Annotated in this window: 18 protein-coding genes; 3 read left to right on the forward strand and 15 right to left on the reverse strand. The window is 70.1% G+C overall.

Features of this window, described 5'->3' with window-relative positions:
- Positions 1-277: 277 nt before the first annotated feature.
- The 6 genes from nudC to ABD156_RS46720 are packed head-to-tail and all read right to left on the reverse strand — an operon-like array spanning position 278 to position 7,451.
- Positions 278-1,285, reverse strand: a complete 1,008-nt coding sequence (nudC, locus tag ABD156_RS46695; RefSeq protein ID WP_344288500.1) for an NAD(+) diphosphatase — start codon at positions 1,283-1,285, stop codon at positions 278-280.
- Positions 1,285-2,676 (reverse strand): M16 family metallopeptidase, encoded by a 1,392-nt coding sequence (locus ABD156_RS46700; RefSeq protein WP_344288502.1) that lies wholly within the window; start codon positions 2,674-2,676, stop codon positions 1,285-1,287. Before ABD156_RS46700 ends, nudC begins: the two co-directional genes overlap by 1 nt.
- On the reverse strand, positions 2,673-3,965 hold the full coding sequence (locus ABD156_RS46705) for a M16 family metallopeptidase (protein WP_344288504.1): 1,293 nt from the start codon (positions 3,963-3,965) through the stop codon (positions 2,673-2,675). The genes ABD156_RS46700 and ABD156_RS46705 overlap by 4 nt, the downstream gene beginning before the upstream one ends.
- Before the next feature lie 9 nt (positions 3,966-3,974).
- Positions 3,975-5,495: a DUF2207 family protein gene (locus ABD156_RS46710; protein WP_344288506.1), complete on the reverse strand. Its 1,521-nt coding sequence runs from the start codon at positions 5,493-5,495 to the stop codon at positions 3,975-3,977.
- Positions 5,492-6,598 (reverse strand): DUF2207 domain-containing protein, encoded by a 1,107-nt coding sequence (locus ABD156_RS46715; protein ID WP_344288508.1) that lies wholly within the window; start codon positions 6,596-6,598, stop codon positions 5,492-5,494. Before ABD156_RS46715 ends, ABD156_RS46710 begins: the two co-directional genes overlap by 4 nt.
- A gap of 4 nt (positions 6,599-6,602) precedes the next feature.
- Positions 6,603-7,451, reverse strand: coding sequence for an RDD family protein (locus ABD156_RS46720; protein ID WP_344288510.1), 849 nt, complete (start codon positions 7,449-7,451; stop codon positions 6,603-6,605).
- Between the two features lie 66 nt (positions 7,452-7,517).
- Between ABD156_RS46720 and ABD156_RS46725 the strand changes: the two genes are divergently transcribed.
- Positions 7,518-8,522, forward strand: a complete 1,005-nt coding sequence (locus ABD156_RS46725; RefSeq protein WP_344288512.1) for a stage II sporulation protein M — start codon at positions 7,518-7,520, stop codon at positions 8,520-8,522.
- Between the two features lie 72 nt (positions 8,523-8,594).
- Here the strand turns inward: ABD156_RS46725 and ABD156_RS46730 are convergent, their stop codons facing one another.
- The 5 genes from ABD156_RS46730 to ABD156_RS46750 are packed head-to-tail and all read right to left on the reverse strand — an operon-like array spanning position 8,595 to position 13,688.
- Entirely contained in the window at positions 8,595-9,875 is a 1,281-nt protein-coding gene (locus tag ABD156_RS46730) for a DUF58 domain-containing protein (RefSeq protein ID WP_344288514.1), read from the reverse strand.
- Positions 9,876-10,826 carry an AAA family ATPase gene (locus tag ABD156_RS46735; RefSeq protein WP_344288893.1) on the reverse strand — a complete coding sequence of 317 codons (951 nt, stop codon included), beginning with the start codon at positions 10,824-10,826 and terminating at the stop codon, positions 9,876-9,878.
- Between the two features lie 11 nt (positions 10,827-10,837).
- Positions 10,838-11,977, reverse strand: coding sequence for a DUF4350 domain-containing protein (locus ABD156_RS46740; protein ID WP_344288516.1), 1,140 nt, complete (start codon positions 11,975-11,977; stop codon positions 10,838-10,840).
- Entirely contained in the window at positions 11,974-12,609 is a 636-nt protein-coding gene (locus ABD156_RS46745; RefSeq protein WP_344288518.1) for a DUF4129 domain-containing protein, read from the reverse strand. Before ABD156_RS46745 ends, ABD156_RS46740 begins: the two co-directional genes overlap by 4 nt.
- Positions 12,603-13,688, reverse strand: a complete 1,086-nt coding sequence (locus ABD156_RS46750; protein WP_344288520.1) for a hypothetical protein — start codon at positions 13,686-13,688, stop codon at positions 12,603-12,605. Before ABD156_RS46750 ends, ABD156_RS46745 begins: the two co-directional genes overlap by 7 nt.
- A 705-nt stretch (positions 13,689-14,393) precedes the next feature.
- Here ABD156_RS46750 and ABD156_RS46755 point away from each other — a divergent pair.
- Positions 14,394-15,596: a neutral zinc metallopeptidase gene (locus ABD156_RS46755; protein ID WP_377926005.1), complete on the forward strand. Its 1,203-nt coding sequence runs from the start codon at positions 14,394-14,396 to the stop codon at positions 15,594-15,596.
- A 281-nt stretch (positions 15,597-15,877) separates the two neighbouring features.
- On the opposite strand, the gene ABD156_RS46760 is transcribed toward ABD156_RS46755, so the two are convergent.
- Positions 15,878-16,297 (reverse strand): hypothetical protein, encoded by a 420-nt coding sequence (locus tag ABD156_RS46760; RefSeq protein WP_344288521.1) that lies wholly within the window; start codon positions 16,295-16,297, stop codon positions 15,878-15,880.
- Between the two features lie 556 nt (positions 16,298-16,853).
- Positions 16,854-17,936, reverse strand: a complete 1,083-nt coding sequence (locus tag ABD156_RS46765) for a potassium channel family protein (protein WP_344288523.1) — start codon at positions 17,934-17,936, stop codon at positions 16,854-16,856.
- A 106-nt stretch (positions 17,937-18,042) separates the two neighbouring features.
- On the opposite strand from ABD156_RS46765, the gene ABD156_RS46770 reads away from it, so the two are divergent.
- A complete protein-coding gene (locus ABD156_RS46770) occupies positions 18,043-18,426 on the forward strand; it encodes a DoxX family protein (protein ID WP_344288525.1) in 384 nt (127 codons plus the stop codon).
- 3 nt (positions 18,427-18,429) lie between these two features.
- On the opposite strand, the gene ABD156_RS46775 is transcribed toward ABD156_RS46770, so the two are convergent.
- Together ABD156_RS46775 and ABD156_RS46780 are read right to left on the reverse strand one after the other, a co-directional pair.
- Positions 18,430-21,810, reverse strand: a complete 3,381-nt coding sequence (locus tag ABD156_RS46775) for an ATP-dependent helicase (RefSeq protein ID WP_344288527.1) — start codon at positions 21,808-21,810, stop codon at positions 18,430-18,432.
- Complete coding sequence (locus ABD156_RS46780; RefSeq protein WP_344288897.1) at positions 21,807-24,980, reverse strand: ATP-dependent helicase; 3,174 nt, start codon at positions 24,978-24,980, stop codon at positions 21,807-21,809. The genes ABD156_RS46775 and ABD156_RS46780 overlap by 4 nt, the downstream gene beginning before the upstream one ends.
- Positions 24,981-25,049 lie beyond the last annotated feature (69 nt).

Consider the following 25,049-nt stretch of genomic DNA (forward strand, 5'->3'; position numbering starts at 1 on the left):
GGGCGAGCGCGGACCGTACGCGGTCCAGACCAGCGGAGAGGGGTGGTCCGGGATTTCCGGGGACCAGATGGCGGTTGCCGGGGGGGCGGACTCGCCTCGTGAACTTGCACTGCTGCCGCGGCGCGGACGGTCGCGGCTCGACGGCGCGGTGCGCAAGCGGGTTCGTCGTGAGTGGCGATGCCGGTTCTCACCGGAATCGCCACTCACGAGCGCGGACTAGCGGCGGACGAACGGGCGGGCGCGCATCACCGATTGCGAAGCGGCCCGCACCCGTCCGTCATTCTTCAGCTTCCGCCCAAGCCTTCAACATCACTCGGGCGATCGACGAATTCCCCGGCAGCAACAGATTCGACGCGCCACCAGCGATCGGCGTCGGCACCCCGCTCCCGGCATTCCGGAACGCGGCCTGGACATCCTCCCGGGACACCCACAGCGCCTCTTCGATCTCGCCCTCAGCCGGAACCAGCGGAGCCTCGCGGTCCGCCCGTGCGGTGAAGCCCAGCATGATCGAGCGCGGGAACGGCCACGGCTGGCTGCCGAGATACCGCACGTCCCCCACCTCGATCCCGGCCTCCTCGCGGATTTCGCGGACGACGCAGCCCTCCAGGGACTCCCCCGCTTCCACGAATCCGGCGAGCACCGAGTACCGGTCCGGCGGCCAGATCGGCTGCCGCGCGAGCAGCACGTGCGAGCCGTTGACCCCGTCGAGGTCGTGCACCAGGCAGATCACCGCCGGGTCGGTGCGCGGGTATTCCTCGTGTCCCTTGGCCTCGCAGCGACTGGCCCAGCCGAACTGGATCAGCTGTGTCGGCGAGCCGTCGCGGGCGCAGAAGCGCGACTGCCGCCGCCAGTGCCGCAATGCCTGCGCGGTGGTGAACAGCCCGGCCGACGTGTCGTCCAGCTGCTCGCCGTATCCGCGCAGCTCGACCCACAGCTCGCCGTTGGCGCGCGGCACTTCCTCGATCACGCCCCAGCTGCCCGCGAGCCGCACGCTGTCGGCGTCGCCCTCGATGCTGCCGGGCATCGACCAGTAGTCGACGTCCTCCCACTCGCCGAGGAACACCGCGTCGGCGGGCGGTTCGGTGCCGAAATTCATCGCCTTGCGGGTGGCCAGCGCCGAGCTGCCCTCGACGACCGGCGTGCGGCCGGTGTCGTCGAGCAGCACTACGCGGGCTTCCGACCACTTCGCGGCGAGCCGCTCCGGGTTGGTGCGCAAGGTTTCCTGACGGTCCACTGTGGAACGCGACAGCGTCGGCAGTGCCCCCAGTTCGAACGGAACGCTCATCAGTCCTTCTCGTTTGCCGAAACTCCGAGCGCGGCCAGCTTCGGCGCGAGCAGGTCCGCGTCCCCGACCACGACGCCGGTGAACCGGCCGGGCGCGAAGAACTCCGCCGCCGCTTCGGCGACCTGCTCCTCGGTGACCGCCGCGAGCCGCTCCGGGTGGCTCTGCAGCCACTCGATGCCGAGGCCGTTCGACGCCAGCGCCATCAGCTGCCCGGCGAGGCCGCCCTGCGACGACGTGCCGGTGACGAGCGAGCCCATCGCGTACTGCCGCACCGATTCGACCTCTTCGGCGGTCGGCGCCACGGTGCCGAGCCGGAACAGCTCGTACCGGGTTTCCAGGTACGCCGCCGCGGTGACCTCGTTGGCCGTGTCCGCGTCCACGTTGACCACCGCGCTGTCGCCGGTGAACTCGAAGCCCGAGTGCGCGCCGTAGGTGTAACCCTTGTCCTCGCGGATGTTCTCGACCAGCCGCGAGGAGAAGTACCCGCCGAACGCCAGGTTCGCCAGCTGCAGCGCCGGGTACCGCGGATCGGTGCGCGGCACCGTCTGCGCGGACAGCCGGATCTGCGACTGCACGGCGCCGGCCCGCGGAACCAGCAGGACGTTGCCGCCGGTCAGCGCGGGCAGCGGCGGCAGCACCACGGCCGAACGGTCCGACTTCCAGCCGCCGAGCGCGCGCTCCAGTTCAGCCGGAACCTCTTGCGGGTCAAGGTCTCCGACCAGCACGAGCACCGCGCCGCGCGGCAGCACCGAAGCGTTGTGCAGCGCGCGCACCTGCTCGGCGGTCACCTCGGCGACATCCTCGGCCTGCGGAACCTCGCGGGTCGCCGGGTGGTCGCCGTAGCGGTGCTTCTGCAGCGCTTCGCGCGCGATGGTGCGCGGCTGCGTGCGAGACACCGCGATGCGCTCGATCAGCCGCTCCCGCTCGCGCTCGACCTCCGTGTCGCCGTACGTGGCGCCGGTGAGCACGTCGCCGAGCACGTCCAGCAGCGTCGGCAGGCCGTCGGACAGCGCGGTGCCGCCGAAGTACAGTCGCTCCGGGTCCACGCCCGCGTTGAGGTCGCCGCCGATCAGCGCGACCTCGGCGTCGATTTCCACCCGGTCGCGCCGCGCGGTGCCGGTGAGCACGGTTTCCGCGAGCACCTCCGCGGTGGCCGCGTGCATCCGGTCCTCGCCCGCGAACGGGATCCACAGCCGCAGCTCGACCATCGGGACGCTCGCCTTGCGCACCGCGAGCACGCGCAGCCCGTTGGACAGCGTCGTGTCCACATGGGACAGATCGGCGGCGGCGCGCTGGCGGCCCAGTTCGGGCAGCGGGCGCGGTCCGGCGGCGGTGCGGCCGATCTCCTCGGCGCTGCGGTGTGCGGCTTTGACCTGTTCAGCCGAGGTCACTGTTCCGTCCCTTCGGTGCTTGCGGGCTTCACGACGAGCACGGCGCGCGCGTCCGGGCGCAGCGCCTTCGCCGCCGCCGACACAGCCTCGCCGGAGACCGCGGACAGGCGGTCGGCGAGCTGGTAGACCAGCGACGCGTCGCCGTAAAGCAGTTCGAACGCGCCGAGCGCCAGCGTGCGCGACACGAGCCGGTCGTGCTCCGCGTGCAGGCTCGCCGCCCAGCGCGCGGTGACCTTCTTCAGTTCCTGATCGTCCGGCGGCGTGGACGCGAGCTTCTCCAGCTCCTCGTCCAGCGCGGCGAGCACGCGCTCGCGCGGCACGTCCGGCGGGTGGATCGCGGTGATGGTGAACGTGTCCGGATCGCGCGCCTCGAACGGGCCGAAGAGCCCGGCGCCCGCGCCGACGTCGACCACCAGGGGCTCGACGTGCACCAGCCGCTGCTGCAGCCGCGAACCGTCACCGTCGGTGAGGACTCCGGCCAGCACCAGGTACGCGAGGTAGCCGTCGAGGTCGTTGATCGGGTCCGGCATCCGGTAGCCCACGGCCAGCGCGGGCAGCGGCGCGTGCGCGTCGGTGTGCTCGCCCAGCAGCTCCGTGGTGGGCAGCGGCTCGGCGAACGACGGACGGACCGGAGCGGGCCGGTGCGGGACGTCGCCGAAGTGCTTCTGGACGAGCGCTTTCGCGTCTTCCACCTCGAAGTCGCCGGCGACGGTCAGCACCGCGTTGGCCGGCGAGTAGAAGGTGTCGAAGAAGGCGGCGCAGTCGTCCAGCGTCGCGCCTTCGAGGTCTTCGAAGGCACCGTAGCCGTCGTGCGCGTTGGCGAAGGTGGAGTACAGCACCGGCGGCAGCAGGATCCACGGGAATCCGCCGTACGGCCGGTTGCGCACGTTCAGCCGGATTTCCTCCTTGACGACCTCGATCTGGTTCGCCAGGTTCTCCGCGGTCAGCTTCGGCGCGCGCATCCGGTCGGCCTCGAGGAACAGCGCGCGTTCCAGCGCGGCCGCGGGCAGCACCTCGTAGTAGTCGGTGTAGTCCGGGTGCGTGGAACCGTTGAAGGTGCCGCCGCTGGACTGCACGTGCCGGAAGTGCGCCAGTTTCTCCAGGCTTTCGCTGCCCTGGAACATCAGGTGCTCGAAGAGGTGCGCGAAACCGGTCAACCCCTCCGGCTCGGAACGGAAGCCCACGTCGTAGTGCACGCTGACCCCGACCACCGGCGCGGTCGGGTCAGGAGCGAGCACCACGCGCAGACCGTTGTCGATCGTGAAACGGAAGAGCTCGGGATCGGCCATGCCTCCACCCTACGCAGGCGCGGGCGTCTTGGGCTCGTCCGGTCGGAGGTGCCTCGCGCCCTCGAACGCGACCGTCAGTGCGGCCACGAATCCCCTGGTCCGCACCAACGGCACAGCGTCCTCACCGGAGGCGCCGTACCAGTACGCCGACAGCGAACAAGCGTTAACTAGCCAAGCGTCTGCTTCGCCCAGCGCGTACGCGTACGGGAGGGCGCGAGAGGCGAGCAGTTCGTCGTCTGGCGCTTCCATCGCGCGCAGCTGTGCATTGAGGCCGAGAAGGCGGTCTCGGAGGTCTAGGCCAGCCTTCGTGCGCTCCGGCAGGAGACGAGCGGCTGCTGTCACAGCGAGGCCGGTGGCGAGAAGCACCAACCCGAGTTGTGCGTAACCGACGGTGAAGGCCAGCAGGACGGTGAGGAAGACGCCGTACCCACACAGCCGAGGGCCGATCTTCGCCAGTCGCTTCGGGTAGCGCCAGCCGCGACGGACCGTGTCGGCGACCAGCTCGCGTACGCCTGCTTCGCGGATTTCGGCGAGCGTCGCGGCTTCGCCCGGTACAGCGGCTGCGTACACCGCGCGCTCGAAGGAGGTTAGGTGTTCGTCGGGCGGGTTGCGGCGTACGAGGACCCAGCTGCTCGGGCCGTCTTCGGTGACCCATAGGTAGTTACGGACGCATAGGTCGAGCACTGTCGCGGCTAGGTCGACGGAACTGACGCGTCCGGTGAGTAGCAGTCCTACGTGTCCAGGGAGCACGCCGTCGGGCGACGAGAAGCGGCCGTCGTCGAGAAGCTGTACGGGAGTGGCGCGGCCGGGCTGTACGTCGCGACGGCGGCGTACGAAGACTGCGGCGGCACCCGCGAGCGACAGCACGGCGAAGGCCAGCCACGCCCACCAGACCGGCGCGGTCGCGGCGAAGGGGCCGGTGGGGATGAGGTGCTCTGTCGCGGCGACTGTGCCGCCAGGGAGTTCGGCTGTCAGCTGTACGCGCGAGCCGGGCTGGAGGTTCGGTACCGAGACGCGGGTCAGGCCGGAGTGGTCGATTTGCGCGGCGCCGCAGCGGGACGTCGAATCGGGCGGACCGGCGAGGCAGTCGAGCGCATCGGGGATGGCGGGCGCGGCGAAGGTCGCGCGGACCAGTTCGAGGCGGGTGTCCCAGCCGCCGGCGACGTCCCAGGTCACGTGCTCGACGCCGAGGCTGGTGCCGACCGCACCGTCCACTGTGTACCGGAGGACGGACGTTCCGCCGCGCAGGTAGAAGGTCACCTGGTCGTTGCCGGATTCGGCGTTGCCCGCGCCTTCGATGCTGATGTCGCGGATGCCGAGCACGCGGGCGTTGGCGCGCAACGGGATGGTGCGGGTCATCGAGGTGTCGCGCGGTACCGAGACTGCCTCGGTGACGGACAGGCTGCCGTCGCGCTGGACTTTCAGCGCTACTTCGACACTCTGCGGCAGTCCTGGCAGCGACGGCTGGTCTTGCGCTGCTGCGGGTGTCGCGCAGAGGAACGGGATCAACAGCAGAGCGGCGAGTTTCATTGCGCGGCCACCGCCGAGCGCCGTTCGGCCATGGCCTGGATCGCGCCGATCTCCGCCGCCAACGGAGATTCGGCCCGCCCCGTTGGACTCCCCAACGCGCGGCCACGGCGGGTGTGAACCAGCGGAGCGGCTAGGAAGGTGGCGATTCCAGCGATCAGGAGCGCGACGCCGATCAGCGCCTCGCCGACGGTGAGGGCCAGGACGACGGTCGTCACGACGCCCGCAGCGGCCAGGATGAGCCCGGCTCGGCGGACGTGCGGCTGCCTCGTGGACAGCCAGCCATGGCGATGCGCTTCGGCGTCGAGAAGGGCTTGCAGTTCCGCCTGATCCGGCCGTGCGGCAGCGAGCGGACCCGGCGAGAAGGCTGTCTTGACCGCTTGTTCGAACGGCGTGAGCGGATCGGCTTCGCCATGGCTGACCTGACCGTCGGCGATGTGCAGATGCCCTCGGGCGACGAGATCGAGGACCGTGCCGGTGAGGTCGAGTTCACCACGCAGCCTGGTGCGGCACCGCAGCACACTGGCACCGATGAGCAGGTAGAGCACTAACGCGAGACCGCTGAGGGCAGAAGGAAATCCCGGCGCGAAGGCGGCCAACGGTCCGGTCGGGACAAACCGGGCGTTCTCCGGCAACGGTCCGGTTTGAGCGGCCAGATCGATCCGCTCCCCTTGGCGCAGACCGTTTTGTTCGGCGTGCGCTCCCCCGCTGCGCAGTTCGGAGAAAGTGCACTGCCGAGACGATCCCGGCTGACCGGCGTAGCAATCCGCCGTGGACACTCCCGGCGCGCTGAAGGCGGCAGTGACCCGATCGACCGCGCGGTCCCAGCCGCCGGTGAGCTGAAACCGCACCTGTCCGCCAGCGGCGACCGCACCGTCCACTGTGTACGAAACGGTGGCAGGCCCGGTGACCGTGATCGTCGTGCCGTCAGCGCTGGCGGCACCGGAAAGATGCAGGTCAGTGACCGAGTAAAGCCGGTCCTCGTCGTCCGTGACGGGTACGCGTTCGGCGATGCGGTGGACGGCGGGGGCGTCGGTGACGATGCGCTCGATGACCGTGAGCTGACCGTCCTGGGCGGTGGTGACGGTGACGTCGTCGGCGAGCATGTCCTCAGCTCGGCGGGGTGAAGGGGTTGTCGGACCTCGGCGGAGCCGGAGGCTGAACCGGCGGCGGCGCGTAGGCGGGCGGGCCGTACTGCGTCGGCGCGAGCCGGGCGTGGTCGCGGTTGCGGCGTTCGGCCAGCACCGCGGTGAGGAAGACCCATGGCGGCATCCCGTGCGGCAGCGGCACGCCGATCGCCGCCGAAACCTGCTGCGCCAGGCCGAAGCCGAGCGACGCGGCCGCTTCCGGGCGCAGTTCGTGGTAGCGGCCGAGGTACTGGCGGGAGGCCATGGCGAGGTCGTCGGTGAGGCCGCTGAGATCGAAGTGCGCGGCCCACGCCTCCAGCCCCGGCGGCACCATGAGGATCGCCTGCGCGGACTGCGGCACGCGCTCGCGGATCACCAGGGTGCCCGCGAGGTAGTCGCCGACGCGGCGGCCGTTCGACGACGTCAAAGACACGATGACGGCCACCGCGCCGAGGAAGCCGAGCGCCCAGAAGTCGACGAAGAAGCCGGCGAGCCCGCGGGTCAGCGCGTGCCGGAAGCTGATCGGGCCGCCGTCGAGGCGCACCACGCGCAGGCCGAGCGCGAGTTTGCCGAGCGAACGGCCGCGGCTGAGCGTTTCGAACAGCACCGGGTAGCCGATCACGACGAGCACGAACGTGGTCAGCATCAGCGCGATGGTGAGCGCCGAGTCGAACGACCCCGCGGTCAGCATCAGCGCGACGAACACCAGCAGCAGCAACGCGGCCTGGACGAGGACGTCGAGCAGCATCGCGACCGCGCGGCTGGCGAGCTTCGCCACCCGCAGGTCGAGGACGACGGCCTCACCGGTGACGAGATCGGACTCTTCCTGCACGAGGCCAGCGTAGAGCGCGGACGCGAGCGCCGGTGGCACTATCCTGGCGCACGAGGGAGGTGGCCGGTGGACGTCGATGTGTTCGTCGCGGCGCACAGTGCCGAATGGAGCAGGCTCGGCGAGCTCGCCGCACGGCGCAGGCTGACCGGCCAGGAGGCAGACGAGCTGGTCACGCTGTATCAACGCACCGCGACGCATCTGTCGATGATCCGCTCGACCGCACCCGACCCGGCACTGCTGGCGAGGCTGTCGGCGCTGGTCGCCCGCGGCCGTTCGGCGGTGGCCGGCTCGCACAGCCCGGCGTGGCGCGAGGTCGGCCTGTTCTTCACGCGGAGGTTTCCGGCCGCGGTGTACCTGAGCCGCCGCTGGTGGATCCCGGCGGCGCTGCTGTCGGTCGCGGTGATGGCGGTGCTGGGCGTGTGGATCGCCGGCGATCCGGAGGTGCGCGCGTCGCTGGTGTCGCCGGACGAGGTGCACGCGATGACCGCGCCGGGCGGCCAGTACGAGACGTACTACTCGACGGGCCCAGCGGCGTCCTTCGCGGCGAAGGTGTGGACGAACAACGCGTGGGTGGCGGCGACGTGCCTGTTCCTGGGCGTCGCGCTCGGCTTGCCGGTGATCGCCGCGCTGTGGATGAACTCGCTGAACGCGGGGGTCGCGATCGGCCTGATGTCTTCAGCCGGACGCGGCGACGTGCTGCTGGGCCTGCTGCTGCCGCACGGTTTGCTGGAACTGACGGCAGTGTTCATCGCGGCGGGGACAGGGCTGAAGCTCGGCTGGACCGTGGTGGACCCAGGACGCCGCTCGCGAAGCGCGGCACTGGCCGAACAGGGCCGCTCAGTGGTGGTGATGGCGCTGGGGCTGGCGTGCGTGCTGCTGGTGTCGGGAGTGATCGAGGCGTTCGTGACACCGTCCGGCTGGCCGACGTGGCTGCGAATCGGCATCGGTGCGGTGGTGGAACTGCTGTTCCTGACGTACGTCTTCACCCTGGGACGACGAGCCGCGCTGGACGGGGAGACCGGGGATGTCGACCGCCGCGCCGCCGGAGACGCGCTTCCCGAAGCTGGCTGACCCCTGCCTGGCGAGAAGTCCGTGAAGGGCTCCTTGAGGGAATCTGATTCCTTCAAGGAGCCCTTCACGGACCTACAACCGGCCTGCGGCTTTCAGGGCTAGGTAGCGGTCGGCGAGGGCGGGCGGCAATTCCTCCGGCACGGCGTCCACCACCCCGACCCCATGCCGAGTCAGCCAAGCCACCGACGACTCCCGGCCAGCCAATGCGCGTTCCGCCGCGGCAGCGTCGTAAACCGCCTCCGCCGACCCCCGCGAAGCCGCCATCTCCGCCACCCGCGGGTCCGCCACCGAAGCCACCAGCACCTCATGCCGAGCCGTGAGCGACCCCAGCACCGGGAACAGTCCCTCTTCCAACGGAGCCGGTTCCAGCCCCGTCAACAACACCACCAAAGCCCGCCGCCGGGTCCGGCGCAGCACTTCCGCGACCATCCCCCGCGCGTCCGTCTCCACCAGCGACGGTTCGATCGTGGCAAGGGCATTCACCAAAGACGGCGTCGAAGCATTCGGGACGGAAGCCTGCACCCGACGGTCATAAGCCACCAGATCGACCCGGTCGCCCGCCCGGGAAGCCAGCGCGGCCAGCAAAAGCGCCGCGTCCATCGCCGCGTCCAAGCGCGGCGCGTCGCCGACTCGACCGGCCGAGACGCGGCCGGTGTCCAGCACCAAAACCACCTGCCGATCGCGTTCCGGACGCCACGTTCGCACCATCACGTCGGAAGCGCGGGCCGTCGCGCGCCAGTCGATCGAGCGGACGTCGTCGCCGATCACGTATTCGCGCAGGGAATCGAATTCCGTTCCCTGGCCCCGAATCAACACGGCATTGCGACCGTCCAGCTGCTGCAAGCGAGCCAGTCGCGAAGGCAGGTGCTTGCGGCTGTGGAACGGCGGCAGCACCCGAACCGCCCACGGCACCTCATGCGAACCCTGCCGCGCGGCCAGCCCGAGCGGGCCTACCGCGCGCACGGTCACCCGGGCCGCGATGCGGTCGCCGCGGCGGGTCGGGAGCAGCGCGGTCGTCAACGCACGGCGTTCGCCGGAAGGCACGACGAGAGCGTGCCGGTCGTCCGCACCGGCGCTCGGCGGCCAAGCGTCACGCAAGGAGCCGCGGACAGTGCGTCCGCCGGGGTTCGTCACGGTCAGCGTGACCTCGGCGGGCTCCCCCAGCCGGACGGAAGTGGTGCCGCTGCGCGAAAACCGCAGCGCCCGCACACTCCCGGCCAGCGCGAGGTCCGCGACGACCAGCACCAGCAGCACCGCGACCACGATCGCGACGCCGGTGCCGGACGGGAACAGCAGCCCGACCGCCAGCGCCCCCAGGAGCGCCAGCAGCCCGAGCCGCCCGGTGACTGCCATTTAGCGCGGCACCGGCACGGAGGCCAGCACCCGGTCGAGGACGCCGTCCGCGGTCACGCCTTCGAGTTCGGCTTCCGGCCGCACGTCGAGGCGGTGCCGGAGCGCGGGACGGGCGAGCGCCTTGACGTCGTCAGGCGTCGCGTAATCCCGGCCGGACAGCCAGGCCCACGCACGCGTCACGGCGAGCAAAGCCGTTGCGCCACGCGGGGAAACGCCGATGCGCACCGCCGGGAGTTCCCGGGTAGCGCGGCACAAGTCGACGACGTAGCCGATCACTTCCGGACCGACGGTCACCTTCGCGACCGCCTCCCGCGCGGCAGCGAGTTCCGCCGCCCCCGCGACCGGACGCACGCCCGCCGCAGCCAGGTTTCGAGGGTCGAAACCCTGTGCGTGCCGCCAAAGAATGCCGATTTCGTCCTCACGCGACGGTGCCGGCATGGTCAGCTTCAACAGGAATCGGTCCAGCTGCGCCTCAGGCAGCGGGTAGGTGCCCTCGTACTCCACCGGGTTCTGCGTCGCGATCACCACGAACGGATCCGGCAACGGCCGCGAAGTGCCGTCGATCGAGACCTGCCGCTCTTCCATCGCCTCCAGCAGCGACGACTGCGTCTTCGGCGGCGTCCGGTTGATTTCGTCCGCCAGCAGCAGATTCGTGAAGACCGGGCCCTCGCGGAAGGAGAACTCGCCGCTGTGCGCGTCGTACACAATGGACCCGGTGACGTCGCCCGGCATCAGGTCCGGCGTGAACTGCACGCGCGTCGTCTTCAGGTCCAGCGACGCCGCCAAAGCCCGCACCAGCAACGTTTTCGCGACACCCGGCACGCCCTCCAGCAGCACGTGCCCCCGGCAGAGCAACGCGAGGATGAGCCCGGTGACGGCCGCGTCGTTGCCGACCACAGCCTTCCCGACCTCGGCGCGCAACGCGATCAGGGCCGCCCGCGCGTCCTGCATCTGTTCGGTACTCAAGAACGCTCCACCTCTCGTTCCACCGCGTCCAGTTCGTCCGCCAGCCGCACTAGCGCCGTCTCGTCCGACGGCGACGGGCCGTACAGCACCGCCCCGACCTCGTTCGGCGCCCGGCCGGTCCGCGCGCTCACCGTCTCCACCACCGCGGGTGGGCCGGCGTCGCGCGGCAATCCCAGTCTCTTCCGCAGCCGCGTCCTGGCTGCCTCGCGCAAGGTTTCCGCCGCGTGCCCGGTCGCGCCGCCGCGCCGGTACAGCCGGGCCCGGCCCTCCGCGGTTTCCGCCGACCGCACGACCACCGGCAGCGGTTCGCGCACCACCGGCCCGAGCCGCCGCGCGCGCCACAGTGCGAAAAGGACGATCGCGATTCCCGCGGTCAGCGCGCCGTAGCGCCAGCCCGGCGGGATCAGGTCGACGAACGGCTTCTTGTCGTCAGCCAGCGCGGGGTCCTCTGTGGACGGTACATACCAGGTCAGCTGCCGGTGATCGCCCAGCAACCGCATGCCGAAAGCCGCATTGCCTTCTTTGGCGATCTGGTCGTTGGTGAACGCGTCCGCGGAACCGAGCACAGTCACGGTTCCGGTTCGGTCAGCGAGCTGCACAAAAGTCGGTTCGCCATCGTCGCTGTAGCAAGTACGCGCCGTCTTGTCGTCCGTGCGGTAATGGCGTCCGCCGAGCGTCACCGAGCCCGCGCTGACCGCCGCGCCGACCGTACAACCCGGTTGCAGCGTCCGGACATCTCCCGCTCCCATCGAGGAAACCGTCGGCGCGGCCATGCCGAGCGCGGTCGATCCGGGCGCGACGAGAACGAGGTGCGCGACCCGGCGGCGCAGATCGGCCAATCCGTTCGTCGGCACCAATTGCGGGTTGGTGATCAGCAGGGTTCCGCTGTCGGCCGCCTCGCGTGCCTCGGCGAGCGAATGCACGGCGTGGATCTGAACGCCTTCCTGCTCCAGCAAATGCGCGAGGGCGTGGCTGCCGCGTGGTTCGTAGGAGCCGGGGTCGAATTCGCCGCTGGTCTGTTTGCCTCGACTGAGCACAATGGCCAGTGCGACGATCACGATCAGCAGGAGAATCGCGAGCGGAATCCGGGCGCCACGCCAGATTCGGCGCAGATCCGGCGAAACAGCTGTGCTCATGCGTCCGCCAAAACCGGTCGCGCGCGACGGACACGTTCGTCCAATTCGGACAAAGTGCGGTAGCCGGCTTCGGTGCCCGGCCGTCCGCCGTAGTGAACGTCGTCGAACTGCCGCGCGGCAGCGGTGAGCTCAACCGCGAAGTCCGGCAGGAACCTTCCGGCTTCGGCAACGGCTTCGTCCGCGGTCCGGCCGGAGCGGACGTCGAGCAGCGCGCGCTCCTCCATCCCGCGCACGAGCGCGCGGAACCGGTCCCGCACCGCGTCCGCGAAATCGCCGCGAGCGGCGGCTTCCTCGGCGGCTTTCCGGTACTCGTCCGCGGTTTCGCGCCGTCCGCTGAAGACTTCGCCGGACGTTTTCGCCGATCGGCCGACCTTGCCCACCCGCAGCCGCACGACCACGATCAGCACGATCACCAAGGCCAGCACCAGCAGGAGGCCGAGCGGACCGCCGGGCACGCCGGACAACGCGTTGAACAGTTCGGAAATCCGCTGCCCGAGCCACTGCGAGACCTGCTCGAGAAAGCCCGGCCGAGCGGCCGCGTAACCCGGATCGGTCAGTTCCTGGACCGCCCGCAGCCGGGCGGGGTCCCGGTCGATGTCGACCGGGACGTCGGCGAGAAAACCGATCACCACGCCTGCTGCGGCGGTTGCGGCGGCTGCAGGCCCGCCGCCCTGGCCAGTTCGATGTCCATGCCCTCGCGGCGCATCCGCTGATCGATGTAGAGCACCACGGTGACCAGCGCGGTGAACGGCATGACGATCGTCTCCGCGATCACCTTGCCCACCGACTGCAGCACCAACCCGCCGGTCGTCACCTTCGGCAGGGTCGCCTGGGGGTTGAAGAGGCCGCTGAACGCGCCGGAGCCGAGGCTGAACGGAACGCTGATGATCGCCGAGATGATCCAGCCGATCACGCCCGCCAGCAGCAGAATCCCGAACACCCGCCAGAACATGCCCGACACGAGCTGCCGCGACCGCGTGAACGCCTGCCCGATCGTGCCGCGTTCCAGCACCAGCGCGGGACCGGTGAGCGACCAGAACACATACGGCAGCACGGCGGGAAGCAGGCAGAACGCCGCGGCGACGATCGTGGCCAGCGCGTAAAGGACGGTGACCGCCAGCAGCGGCAGCAGGCGCGGAGCGGCTTCGCGCATCGCCGAACCGAAGTCGACCGGGCGGCCGAGCACCGCCTTGCCCATCACCACGGTGAGGAAGCCGGTCAGGAAAGTCTGCGCCAGCATCGAGATCACGAGCGTCGGCAGCAAGGCGGTGAGCGCGGAGCCCAGCAGGCTGTAAGCCGCGTCGAGCTGCTGTTGCTGCGTCGCGGCCGGGCCGAGCTGGGCGACCCGGTTGAAATCGGGCACCAGCCACAGCGACGCGGCGAGATTCAGCCCCGCCGAGACCACCGCGACGATCGCGGCCACCCCGAGGATCAGCAACGGGTACCGGCGGATCGCGGTGATCGCGCCGTCGAGGATGTCGCCGACGTTCAACGGACGCAACGCGATCACGCCCGGTTTGCCCAGCCCGTTCGGGTTCCAGCCGGCGCCGGGACGCCCGTAGGCGCCGCCGGGGTACTGCGGAAGCGGTTGCTGGCCCGGGGATTGCCACTGGCCGCCCGCGGGCGGCGGGGTCGCGCCAGGAGGCGGGAACGCGCCGGGCTGTCCAGGAGAGGCACCGGTCGGGTTCTCGCTGCTGGGAGACGAAGACACCCCGGACGGGTTCTCGCTGCCCGGCTGCGGCGTTGCCGGATTCTCACTGGCGGATGGCGAAGTCGCGGCCGCGGGGTTTTGCCCGCCTGGCTGCGACGTCGGGCCAGCTGGGTTCTCACCGGCAGACGACGAAGGCGCGCCAGCCGGGTTTTGCCCACCTGGCTGCGACGTCGGGCCAGCCGGGTTCGCGCCGCCCGACGACGAAGCCGTGCCAGCCGGACTTGCCCAGCCCGGCTGCGACGTAGCGCCACCAGCGTTTTCGCTGGCAGGCGACGGATTCGCGTCGGCCTGACCGTCCGAAGCGGCCTGCGGCTCCCCGGACGAAGCGGAGTTTTCGCTGGCGGACGACGAAATTCCGGCACCAGAGCCGGACGGCGAGGACGAGGTGTCCGTTTCGCCGGTCTCCGGCGGGGTGGCGGCGGACGCGCCGGGGTCGGGGCTCGCGAAGCCCCGGCTCGGCGTAGGCGTGTCGTCCCCCGGCCCGGACGAACCGGGTGAATTTGTCATCGGAGCCCCTCGTCTGCACGGCCCTGCGGTTGCTGCCGTCACTCTTCCAGAGCCGTCCGCACCCGGCCAGACCTGGGGGGACGTCCGGGCGAGGAGGCAGTCCGGCGAAGTGCTGCGGCGGGCCGGGCGTCCCCCGATATGCTGAACGGCAAGCCGGGGGACGCCCGGCCCGCGCCGAGACCCACCGGGACTGCCCTGATGACGCAACCGCCCTACGGCCAGGTGCCGCCACGCGGGACCGTTCAACCGCCGCCGGTGCCGGGTCAAGGACCGGTGCCGCCGGGCCAGTACCCCGGCCAGGCGCAAGGTCCCTACCAGGCACAGCCGGGACAAGGGCCGTACCAGGGACAGCAGCCGCAGTACCAGGGCCCGCCGCCGCAAGGGCCGCCGCCGCAGGGGCCGCCGTGGCAGCAGCCGCCGTCGTCCTATCCGGTGCCGCCGCGCAAACCGACCGGTCTGATTGTCGGCCTGTGCCTCGGCGCGGTCGCGGTGCTGGCACTGGGCGTCGTGGCGATCGTTTCGCTGAACCGCGGGTCGGGGCCGAGCAACGCGGGCTACCAGGCCGCGCCGCCCTCGCCGACTTCCGCCTACGAACTGCCGCCCACCAGCGGTTCGTCCACCGCTTCGAGCGCGCCGACCAGTCCGTCGGAAAGCCCGAGCACCTCCACCAGCGCGGGCCCGCACAAAATCCTCAAGCTGGCCGATCACCCGATCCTGCAGGACCGCAACGCCGGCCTCCAGAACCTCGTCTGCAACCTCCCGCAGTGGACCAGCACGCAGGACGGCGCGGAAGCGTTCTTCACCGCGGCGAGCAAATGCCTCGACGCCGCGTGGGGCCCGTTCCTCGAGTCCTACAACCTGCCGTTCACGCCGCCCGCGCTGCACTTCCCGACCGGGCCGAGCTTCGACACCGAATGCGGCACCATCCAGGTCGGCATCGCGACCGCGGCGTACTACTGCGAGAACAACCTGTACGTCCCGTTCAAGGGCCTGCAGACCGACCAGTACGGCAACAATCCCGGTGTCTACCTGGCACTGTTCGCCCACGAGTACGGCCACCACGTGCAGGAAGTCGCGGGCATCATGGACGCCGCGTGGCAGAAGATCTACGCGGCCGGGCAGAACAGCCCCGAGGGCCTCGACATGTCGCGCCGCAAAGAACTACAGGCACAGTGCTTCTCCGGGATGTTCCTCGGAGCGCACGTCGACCGCGGCGGCACGATCACCCGCGACATGTACAACAAGGCCTGGAACGACCAGGAAACCCGCGGCGACAACACTTCCCGCAGCCACGACCACGGCACCAACGCGCACTACGCGCAGTGGTGGCGAGCCGGGGCGAAGGACAACCGGATCGCGGACTGCAACACCTTCGCCGCGTCTGCTTCGGACGTCAGCTGAACTGGTCGCTACTGCGGTCGCAGTGGTTCGCTTCCGGTGGCTGTTGTTCGGGGCAATCCAACCACTACGGGTGCAGTAGTTCGCCAATCACGGGCTGAGTTCTGGGGCAAGTTGGTGCCGCGGGTGCAGTGGTCGCTTCCGGTGGCTGCGTTCGGCGCAATTCTAGCACTACAGGCGTAGTGGTTTGCTGATCGCGGCTGAGTCCCGGCGAGGATTGGCGCTGCGGGTGTAGTGGTTTGCCCAGCGCGCCTTCCGTTTCAAGCGGCCGTGGTCCGGGAGCGTCAGCTGAGCAGCGCGAGCTTGCCCGAACCGCGGATCACCAGGTAGGCGTACATCCCGCCGCAGAAGCAGGCGAACACCAGCAGCGCCAGCGCGATCGGCGCGCGCAGGTCCTGCGAGCCCGCCGAGGTGTCCGGAGTGGTCACCGAGACGAGGCCGCTGTCCGGGGCGTCGTCCGGGACCAGCACCTGGAGATGCTCGTCCTTGCCGTGCCCGCAGCTGTCGAGCGTGCCCTGGCGCGGTTTGCCGCCGAGCTGGAACGAGACCGATTCGGCCGCCCCGGGAACCGAGCAGTCGACGGCCTTGGTGATCTGGGCGTCCACCGGCGCGCCCGCGGACTTCGCGTGGATGCCGAGCAGCCCCGGGCCGGCGAGCCACGTCAAGACCACGACGAGCACCCCGGCCGCGATCGGGATGCCCACCTGCAGCCACCGCTTGACGGGGCTCTTATGCGGGGGGTCGGAAACCTGCACGAGACCATGCTTCCAGATGGCGGGGGCAAAACCCAGTGAGGTGCCCGCGCACGGGGGACCCCGGCACCCGCCGCGAGTGCGACGTCACCCGCCGCCCCCGGCTCTGCTTAGCCCCAATGCCACTTTGGGTGCGTCTCAGCCACACCAACGCCGCCTTCGCCGCATCCCGCGCGCCCGAATGACATTCGCGCATCCACGCCGCGTTCAGCGCCGCCGCGCACTCAACACGGCATTTGCGCACCCGCGTGGCCCGCGCCGCGTTCGGTCACCGGCGCACTCAACACGGCACTTGCGCACCCACATACCCCACGCCGAGGTCCCTGCCTCCGCGAACTCAACACGGCGTTCGCGCACCCCGCCTGCTCCACGCGGCATTCGGTCACCGGCGCGCCCGATGCGGCATTCGGCGCATCAACGCTCCCAATGCCACCCCACGCCACCTGACGCCACCTCGGCCCAGCCTGCAGCCAGACTCGCCCCAGCCAGAGTCAGAGCCAGGCGAACCTCAGCGTTCGATGTGGTCGACCTGCGTGACCTTCTTGACGTACAGCAGCCGGTCCCCCGGTTCCAGCGCGTCCGCCTGCGGAGCGTCCACTCGGTAAAGCACCCCGTCGCGCACCACGCCGAGCACCGTGTCCGGCAAATGCCGGGGCGAGCCGCCTTCCTCGCTCGGTTCGATGGCGCGTTCGGCGATCGCCAGTCCGGATTCCGGGGTCAGCAGGTCCTCGACCATGTCCACTACAAGCGGAGTGGACGTCGCCATCCCGAGCAGCCGCCCGGCCGTCTCGCTCGACACCACGACCTGGTTCGCCCCGGACTGCTTCAGCAGGTGCACGTTCTCCGCCTCGCGCACCGACGCCACGATGTGCGCCTTCGGGGCCAGCTCGCGCGCGGTGAGGGTGACCAGCACGGCCGTGTCGTCGCGGTTCGGCGCGACCACTACGGCCCGTGCGTGCTGCACGCCCGCGACGCGCAGGACGTCCGCCCTGGTCGCCGATCCGTGCACGGTGACAAGCCCGAGCGCGCTCGCCGCGTCCAGCGCCTGCTGGTCGGTGTCGACGACCACCACGCGGTTGGCCTGCACCTCCTCGTCGCCGAGCAGCGCGTTGACCGCCGAGCGGCCCTTCGTGCCGAAACCGACGACGACGGTGTGGTCACGCACCTTCGTCCTCCACTTCTGGATTTTGAACGCCTGCCGGGAGCGCTCGGTGAGCACTTCCAGGGTGGTCCCGACGAGGACGATGAGGAAGAGCACCCGCAGCGGCGTGATCACGATGACGTTCACCAGCCGCGCGGACGCGGTGGCCGGGGCGATGTCGCCGTAGCCGGTGGTCGAGAGGGAAACCGTCGCGTAGTAAAGCGAGTCGAGGAGCGAGAGGCCGTCGCCGTTGGCGTCGCGATAGCCGTCCCGGTCGAGATAGACGATCAGCACCGTGGCGAGCAGCGCCAGCAGCGCGCCGATGATCCGCTTGACGATCGCCCGCATCGGGCTGACGGTCAGCTCCGGCATCCGGATCACGCCGACGAGCTCGTGGTCGGGCCGGTCGTTCAACCGGACGTTCAGGGGCAGCCGTTTCAAGGCCTTCATGCACCGGCCCCCAACGCGCGTTCGGCGTCACTCACAGCCGGGAGGATAACCCAATCGGAGCACCCGCACACCCGTCACGGCGATCATGCTGTGGCAGGCTTGCCGCATGTCCGAGCCTCGCGCGTCGCAACGTCCGGCCCATTTTCTCGCCGCCCTCCTGGCCGGGGCCGGCGTCCTGCACTTCGTCCGGCCGAAGCCGTTCGACGCGCTGGTCCCGAAGGAGTTGCCCGGTGACCGGCGCACCTGGACCTACGCCTCCGGTGCCGCCGAGTTGACTGTCGCCGCTGGGATCGCGTTGCCGCGCACGCGGCGGCTGGGCGGGCTGGCGGCGGCGCTGCTGTTCGTCGGGGTGTTCCCGGGGAACGTGAAGATGGCGCTGGACTACCAGCGGCGCGGACGTCCGGCCCGGGATCGTGCGGTGGCGTGGCTGCGGTTGCCGATGCAGTGGCCGTTGGTGAGCTGGGCGTTGACCGTGCGCGATCGGGCCTAGCTCTTACTCTCGCGGAACGTTGCGCAGCAAGGCACGCAGGCCTTCCGCGTCCAGGAGATCGGCTGGGCGCAACGTGTGTCCAGGTCGGACATAGTGGAAAGCCGCGCGCACCCGTTCCACCGGAACTTTCTTCAGCGCCGCCCACGCCAATCGGTACGCGCCGAGCTGAACCGCCAGTGCCGGCAACCGTTCTTCGGACGGGACCGAGCCGGTTTTCCAGTCCACAACAGTCCAGCCGCCGTCCGGATCGGCGTACACCGCGTCCATCCGGCCGCGCAGGGTGATGCCTTCGACGTCCGCGGAGAACGGCACCTCCACGGCCACCGGGACGCGGTCGGACCATTCGCTGTTCTCGAAAGCTTCTTGCAGGGCTTCGAAATCAGTGTCCGGAGCCTCGCCGACGTCGGCCGCGCCGGGCAGGTCGTCGATCTCCAGCAGCCGGTCGCCGGAGAAGCGTTGTTCCAGCCAGCTGTGGAACGCGGTGCCGCGGCGGGCGAAGGTGTTGGGCGGCAACGGAAGTGGGCGACGCAGGCGTTGCGCCAGCGCGTCCGCATCGGACGCCAAGTCCACCAGTTGGCTCACGCTCAGCTGCGCGGGCAGCGCGACTCGATCCACTGTGGACTGCGAGCGGGCGCGTTCGGCGAGCAGGACGTCGGTGTCAGCGGCCCAGCCATCTGGGTCTTCCGGGTCGACGACGTCTTCGTCGTCTTCGAAGTCTTCTGCCAGGTATTCCTCTTCGTCCTCGGGTTCCGGCGGCAGCGGGATTTCGTCGTCGTCGGCCGCCGGAAGAGGCTCGGCTTCCGCTTCGGGTTCCGGTTCGGGTTCTTCTTCCAGCGCCGCCATTTCCGCCAGCAGCAGATCCACCCCGGTGGCCACGCCGGACCGCCGGTCGCCCAGCGGATCCACCGGCCACTTCGCCGCTCGCGAGTCCGCGACCAGCGGGTTTTCGTCGTCCTCGGCCGGTTCGTCAGCCCAGACGTCCACAACGCCCAGCGGCGGATCGGCCTCGCCCATCACCTCGGCGATCTCGGACAGGAAGATCGACGGCCCCTTGGCGCGCGTGCTGCTTTCGTTCCACCAATGCCCGGAAACGAGCAGCGCGCGCTCGGAACGGGTCAGCGCGACGTAACACAACCGTCGCTCCTCGTCGGCCTCTCGCGCGACGAACCCTTCCTCGTGCAGTTCCAGTGCTTCCTGAACTTCCTTGCGGTCATAGCCTTCCGCGACCTGCAGCTTCGGCAGATCCGCCGCGTCACCACGCAAATGCGCGGGCAGCGCGGTAGAAGTGCGCAACCATGACGACGAACGACGTTTGCCCGGGAACACCCCAGCGACCAGGTGCGGAACAGCCACTACTTCCCACTCCAGCCCCTTGGCCGAGTGCACGGTGAGCACCTGCACCCGGTCCGGAACGACCTGCACTTCACCAGGCGTGAGGCCGTCTTCCGCATGTGCCGCAGTGTTCAGATAGTCCACAAAGGACAACAAGGTCGCGGTCGGCGCGGTTTCCGCGTAATCAGTAACGACTTCGGCGAACGCGTCCAAATGCGCGCGACCAGCCGACCCGGGACGGGCGAGCGATTCGACATCCAGCAGCATCGTGCGTTCGACATCCGCGACCAATTCCGGCAGCGATTGATCCAACCGCCGCCGCAACGCGGTCAATTCCGCACCGAGCCGACGAATGCGGCGATACCCCTCCGCGGAGTAACGCTCGGGCGCGCCGGGTTCGTCGACGGCATCGATCAGCCCGGCCTGCTCCGCGCGTTCGGCGACCAGTTCCGGCTCCTCGCCCTCCTGCGCGCGCGGTTCGGGCGAGGTGAGTTCGTTGGCCCGCCGCCACAACGCCGCGACGTCCGCCGCCGCGATCCGCCAGCGCGCACCGGTCAGCAGCCGTGCGGCCGCGCTGCCCGCGAGCGGATCGGCGAGCACCCGCAACGTGGACACGAGGTCGGCGACCTCCGGTTCGTCCAGCAATCCGCCGAGGCCCACGACCTCCACCGGCAGCCCGCGCATGCGCATTTCCGCCGCGATCGGGGCCATGTCCGCCCGGCGGCGAACCAGCACCGCGGCGGTCGGCGGCTTGCCGGATTCCTCTTTCTCCGCATGCCAGCGCTGTGCCATCGCGTCGGCGACCCACTCGCGTTCCGCGCGCACATCCGGCAGCAACGCGACCGCGATGTCCGCCGGTCCGGCGCCGTCCCGCGCGCGCAGCCGTTCGACGCCAAGTCCGCGCTGCCGCAACGGTTCCGAGATCGCGTTGGCCAGCTCCAGAATTTCCGGCGGATTGCGGAAACTCGTGAGCAGCCCGAATTCGTGCGCGGTTTCGAGCCGTTCCTCGCCGCGGCGCGGGAAATCCGTGGTGAACCGGGGCAGGTTCGCCGCACTCGCGCCGCGCCAGCCGTAAATCGCCTGCGCCGGGTCGCCGACCGCGGTCACCGGCATCGGCGGATGGTCAACCCCGCCGAACAACGACCGCAGCAACACTCGCTGTGCGTGCCCAGTGTCCTGATACTCGTCCAGCAGCACGGCCCCATAACGCTCGCGCTCCCCCGTGACCACCGCCGGATATCCGTCCGCGAGCTGCGCGGCCAGCGACATCTGATCCGCGAAATCCAGCGCGCCTTCCGCGCGTTTGCGCCGGTGGTAATCCTCGACCAATGGCAGCAGCGCGAGCCGAAACCGTTGTGCTGCCAGCACGTCCTGAAGCTTCACCGGAAGCGACGCGCGCTGTCCTTTAGCCCGCGGCGCGTTTTCGATGACCTCGCACAGCCACTCGGTGTACTGCCCGAGCTTCTCCGTCGAAATCAGATGCTCGCCAAGTTCACCGGCCAGCGCGAGCAATTGCGCGGTGACCGTCGGCGGCACCCGGTCGGTGTCCAGGTCATTGTCCCAAGTGGACACCACCCGATGCGCAAGCTGCCACGACGAAGTCTCCGACAGCAACCGGACGCCCGGCTGCACCGGAAGCCGCAAACCGTGTTCCGACAGCAAACGCCCGGCATACGCGTGATAAGTCAGCACAGTCGGTTCGCCAGCGACCACAGTGGACCGCAACGCGCCCGACGGATCAAGTCGCTCCAACAGCCCCGAGCCAGCAAGCCGCCGAAGCCGCGCCCGCACCCGCTCGCCGAGCTGACGCGCGGCTTTCCGGGTGAAGGTCAGGCCGAGCACCCGCTCCGGGCTCACGATTCCGTTGGCCACCAACCAGACCACGCGCGCGGCCATGGTTTCGGTCTTGCCCGCGCCCGCGCCCGCGACGACCAGCGACGGCTCGACCGGCGACGCGATCACGGTCGCCTGCTCGGGCGTCGGACGGTGCAACCCCAGTGCGTCGGCGATCTCCGCGGGTCCGACGGGGTTGGCGATCACCACCGGGCTCACGGTCCGGTCACCTGACGCCCTTCCGGACGCAGCGGGCAGCAACCGCGCGCCGGGCACCGGTCGCAGTCGGCGTTCTCGTGCGCCTGGTAATCCGGACCGACTGCCGCAGCCGCGGCGGATCGCACGAGTTCCAGCCACTCGCGACCGCTGCCCTCGTCCATCGGCGGCTGATCCCGTTGTGTGGCCCCGGTTTTGTTGTTCCCTTTCGCGACGTAGACGAGTTTCGCGCCGCCGGGCGTGTTCTTGCCCTCGACCGCGCCCAGCAGCACGGCCAGCTGATACGCCGCGAGCTGCGGGTGTTTCTCCGCGTCCGCACCGGACACCGGGACCTTGCCGGTCTTGATGTCCACGATCACCGGGCGGCCGTCCTTGTCCATCTCGACCCGGTCGACGCGCCCGCGCAGCAGCACGCGGACCTCTTCGTCGCCCATCGGCAACTCGACCTCGATGTCCTGCTCGACCCCGGCCTCGATCAGCTCCTGCCGCGATTTTTCCAGCCACGACACGAAGTTGCGCAGCATGAGCTCCACTCGGGACCGCTCGCGCCGGGAAAACCACGGCGCGCCAGCGTCCACGCGCACCCACGCCTCGTCCAGCGCGGCCTGGATCTGCTCCTCGGTGCTCCCGCCCGCGATCGCTTGCGCCAGGCCGTGCACGAGAGTTCCGGTCACCGCCGCCAGTTGCGCCGGATCACTGCCACCGTGCCGTTCGATCAACCAGCGCAGCGGGCACTTCACGAGGATTTCCACAGTGGACGGAGAGATCCGCATGAGGTCGCCCGGCCCGTGCACCGGGTCCTCAGTGGACGCTTCCATCAACCCGTACCAAGTGTCCGGATGCGCGCCCGGAACCCCAGCCGCGGCGAGCCGGGCAAGCTGTTTCGCCGCTCGCTTCCGCCGCTCTGGGTCGGTCTTGTCGTCGCACACGACCTCGCGCAGCTCGCCGACCAACTCGGCCAGCACGAGCGACCGGCCCGGCGGTTTCATCCGGGAGTCGAGCATGCCGTCGTCGGCGCCGTTCTCCTCGAGGTCGTCGAGGAACCGGGACGGCTGCTCGTCTTCCCCGGCCACGGCGGTCACCAACAGCGTCCGGCGCGCCCGGCTCGCCGCGAGATAGAACAGCCGCCGCTCCTCGGCGAGAATCGGCGCGATCGCGGACACCTTGTCGTGTTCGTCCACTCCGGACAGCAGATCGACCAGCCGCTCCACACCCAGCAACGACCCGCGCAGCCGCATGTCCGGCCACGCACCCTCCTGCACCCCGGCGACCGCGACGACTGTCCACTCGCGACCCGCGGACGCGTGCGCGGTAAGCAGCGAAACCCCTTCACCCGGAATAGCCGCGGGCGCAAGGGTGTCCCCCGCGATGTTCTGCGACGACAGATAATCCGCGAACGCCGCGACACTCGCCTTGGGCAACCGGTCGGCATACCGGCCCGCCGAATCGAACAACGCCACCACAGCGTCCAGGTCACGATCAGCCTGCGCGCCCAGCGAACCACCGCGATCCACCAACCGCAGCAACCGTTCCTGCAGCCCGCTCGCCTGCCACAGCTCCCACAACACCTGCTCGACGCCGTCACCGCGGCTCACCGCCTGGTGCGTGACACTCAACAGCTTGCCGACCCGACGCACCGGCAGCGCTTCGTTGTCAGCGAGACCGACGAGAATGTCCCCGCCCCGCAATGCTTCCACGAGCAGTTCGTCACTCGACCGCTGCCCACCGCCAGCCAACTCCAGCCGACGCAGACCGCGGCGCAGCCGACGCAACGCCAACGGATCAGCCCCACCAAGCGACGAGGACAGCAGCATCTCCGCGATGTCGACGTCCAGCAGTTCCGGCTCGGCCGCGATCCGCAAAACCGCCAGCAACGGCCGGACCGCGGAGTGTTTCGCCAACGGCAATTCCTCAGTAGCCGAACCGATCGGCACCCCAGCAGCGCGCAAGGCACGTTGCAACACAAGGAAAGTCCGCGCCGGAGACCGCACCAGCACCGCCATCTCCGACCACGGCACCCCGTCGACAAGATGCGCCCGACGCAGCTGGTCAGCGATCCAGCTCGCCTCCGCCGCCGGAGTCGGCATCAGCCGCACCCGCACCTTGCCGCCGCGTTTCCCTTGCGGGGTAACCAGCTTCCGATGCGCCGAGGCACCCGGAAGCGTCGCACCGAGCTTCGCGACCGCCGCCCGGACAGTCGGAGCGAGCCGGTGCGACGTGGTCAGCATGACCGTCCGGTCGCCGTCATTGTCGGAATCGGCGAACAGTTTCGGGTCCGCGCCACGGAAAGAAAACACCGACTGATCGGGATCGCCGGCCACCACGAATTCCTCCGCGGTGTGCCCGATCGTGCGGATCAGCTGGACCTGCAACGGATCCAGGTGATGCGCGTCGTCGACGAACAAGTGCCGCACCCGGCCTCGTTCGCGCTCGCGCAGCTCCTCGTCGTCCTCCAGCGCGAGCAACGCCGACGTCACCAATTCGGCGGCGTCGAGCGCGGGCGCGGCAGGCAGGCCGAGCGCGTTCCCTCCGGCCCCCTGCAGCTGGGTGACCTCCTCGTACTGCGCCCAGAACTCCCCCGCCGCGACCCACTCCTCGCGATCCTGGCGATGCCCGAGTTCGGTGAGATCCTCCGGCCCGAGCCCCCGCTCGGCCGCCCGCATCAGCAGGTCGCGCAGTTCCTCGGCGAACCCGGGCACGGTCAGCGCCGGACGCAACTGCTCCGGCCACCCGGTCGCGCCCTCGTCCAGGTCGCCCTCCAGCAGCTCACGCACGACCACGTCCTGCTCCGCTCCGGCCAGCAATCGCGGCGGCGGCAGCTCCTCCGCGCGAGCTTCCAGGCGCAGCAACGAAAACGCGTACGAATGCACTGTGCGCACGAGCGGTTCACTCACCGTGCGCGGCAGCGGAGACTCCTGGTCCGGATCGGACGTGAGCCGTCGCGTGAGATCGGCCCGCAACGCGTCCGCCGCCCGGCGGGACGTCGTGAGCAGCAGCACGCTCTCCGGATCCGCCCCCTCCGCGATCCGGCGCGCGGCCGCGGTGGCGAGCAACGCGGTCTTGCCGGTGCCCGGCCCGCCGAGCACGCGGCGGAATCCCGAGGGGGCCGACAGCAGCCGTCGAGCGTCCTCGTCCCAGGTGAACGTGGGTGCGGCGGGGACCGGCGGGCGCACCAGCCGCGCCTGTCCGTTCCCTGCTCTCCGCACGTGCACATCAGCGATGGAACCATGCCCGCTCACCCG

It is taken from the genome of Amycolatopsis albidoflavus, assembly GCF_039525725.1.
Lineage (GTDB): Bacteria > Actinomycetota > Actinomycetes > Mycobacteriales > Pseudonocardiaceae > Amycolatopsis > Amycolatopsis albidoflava.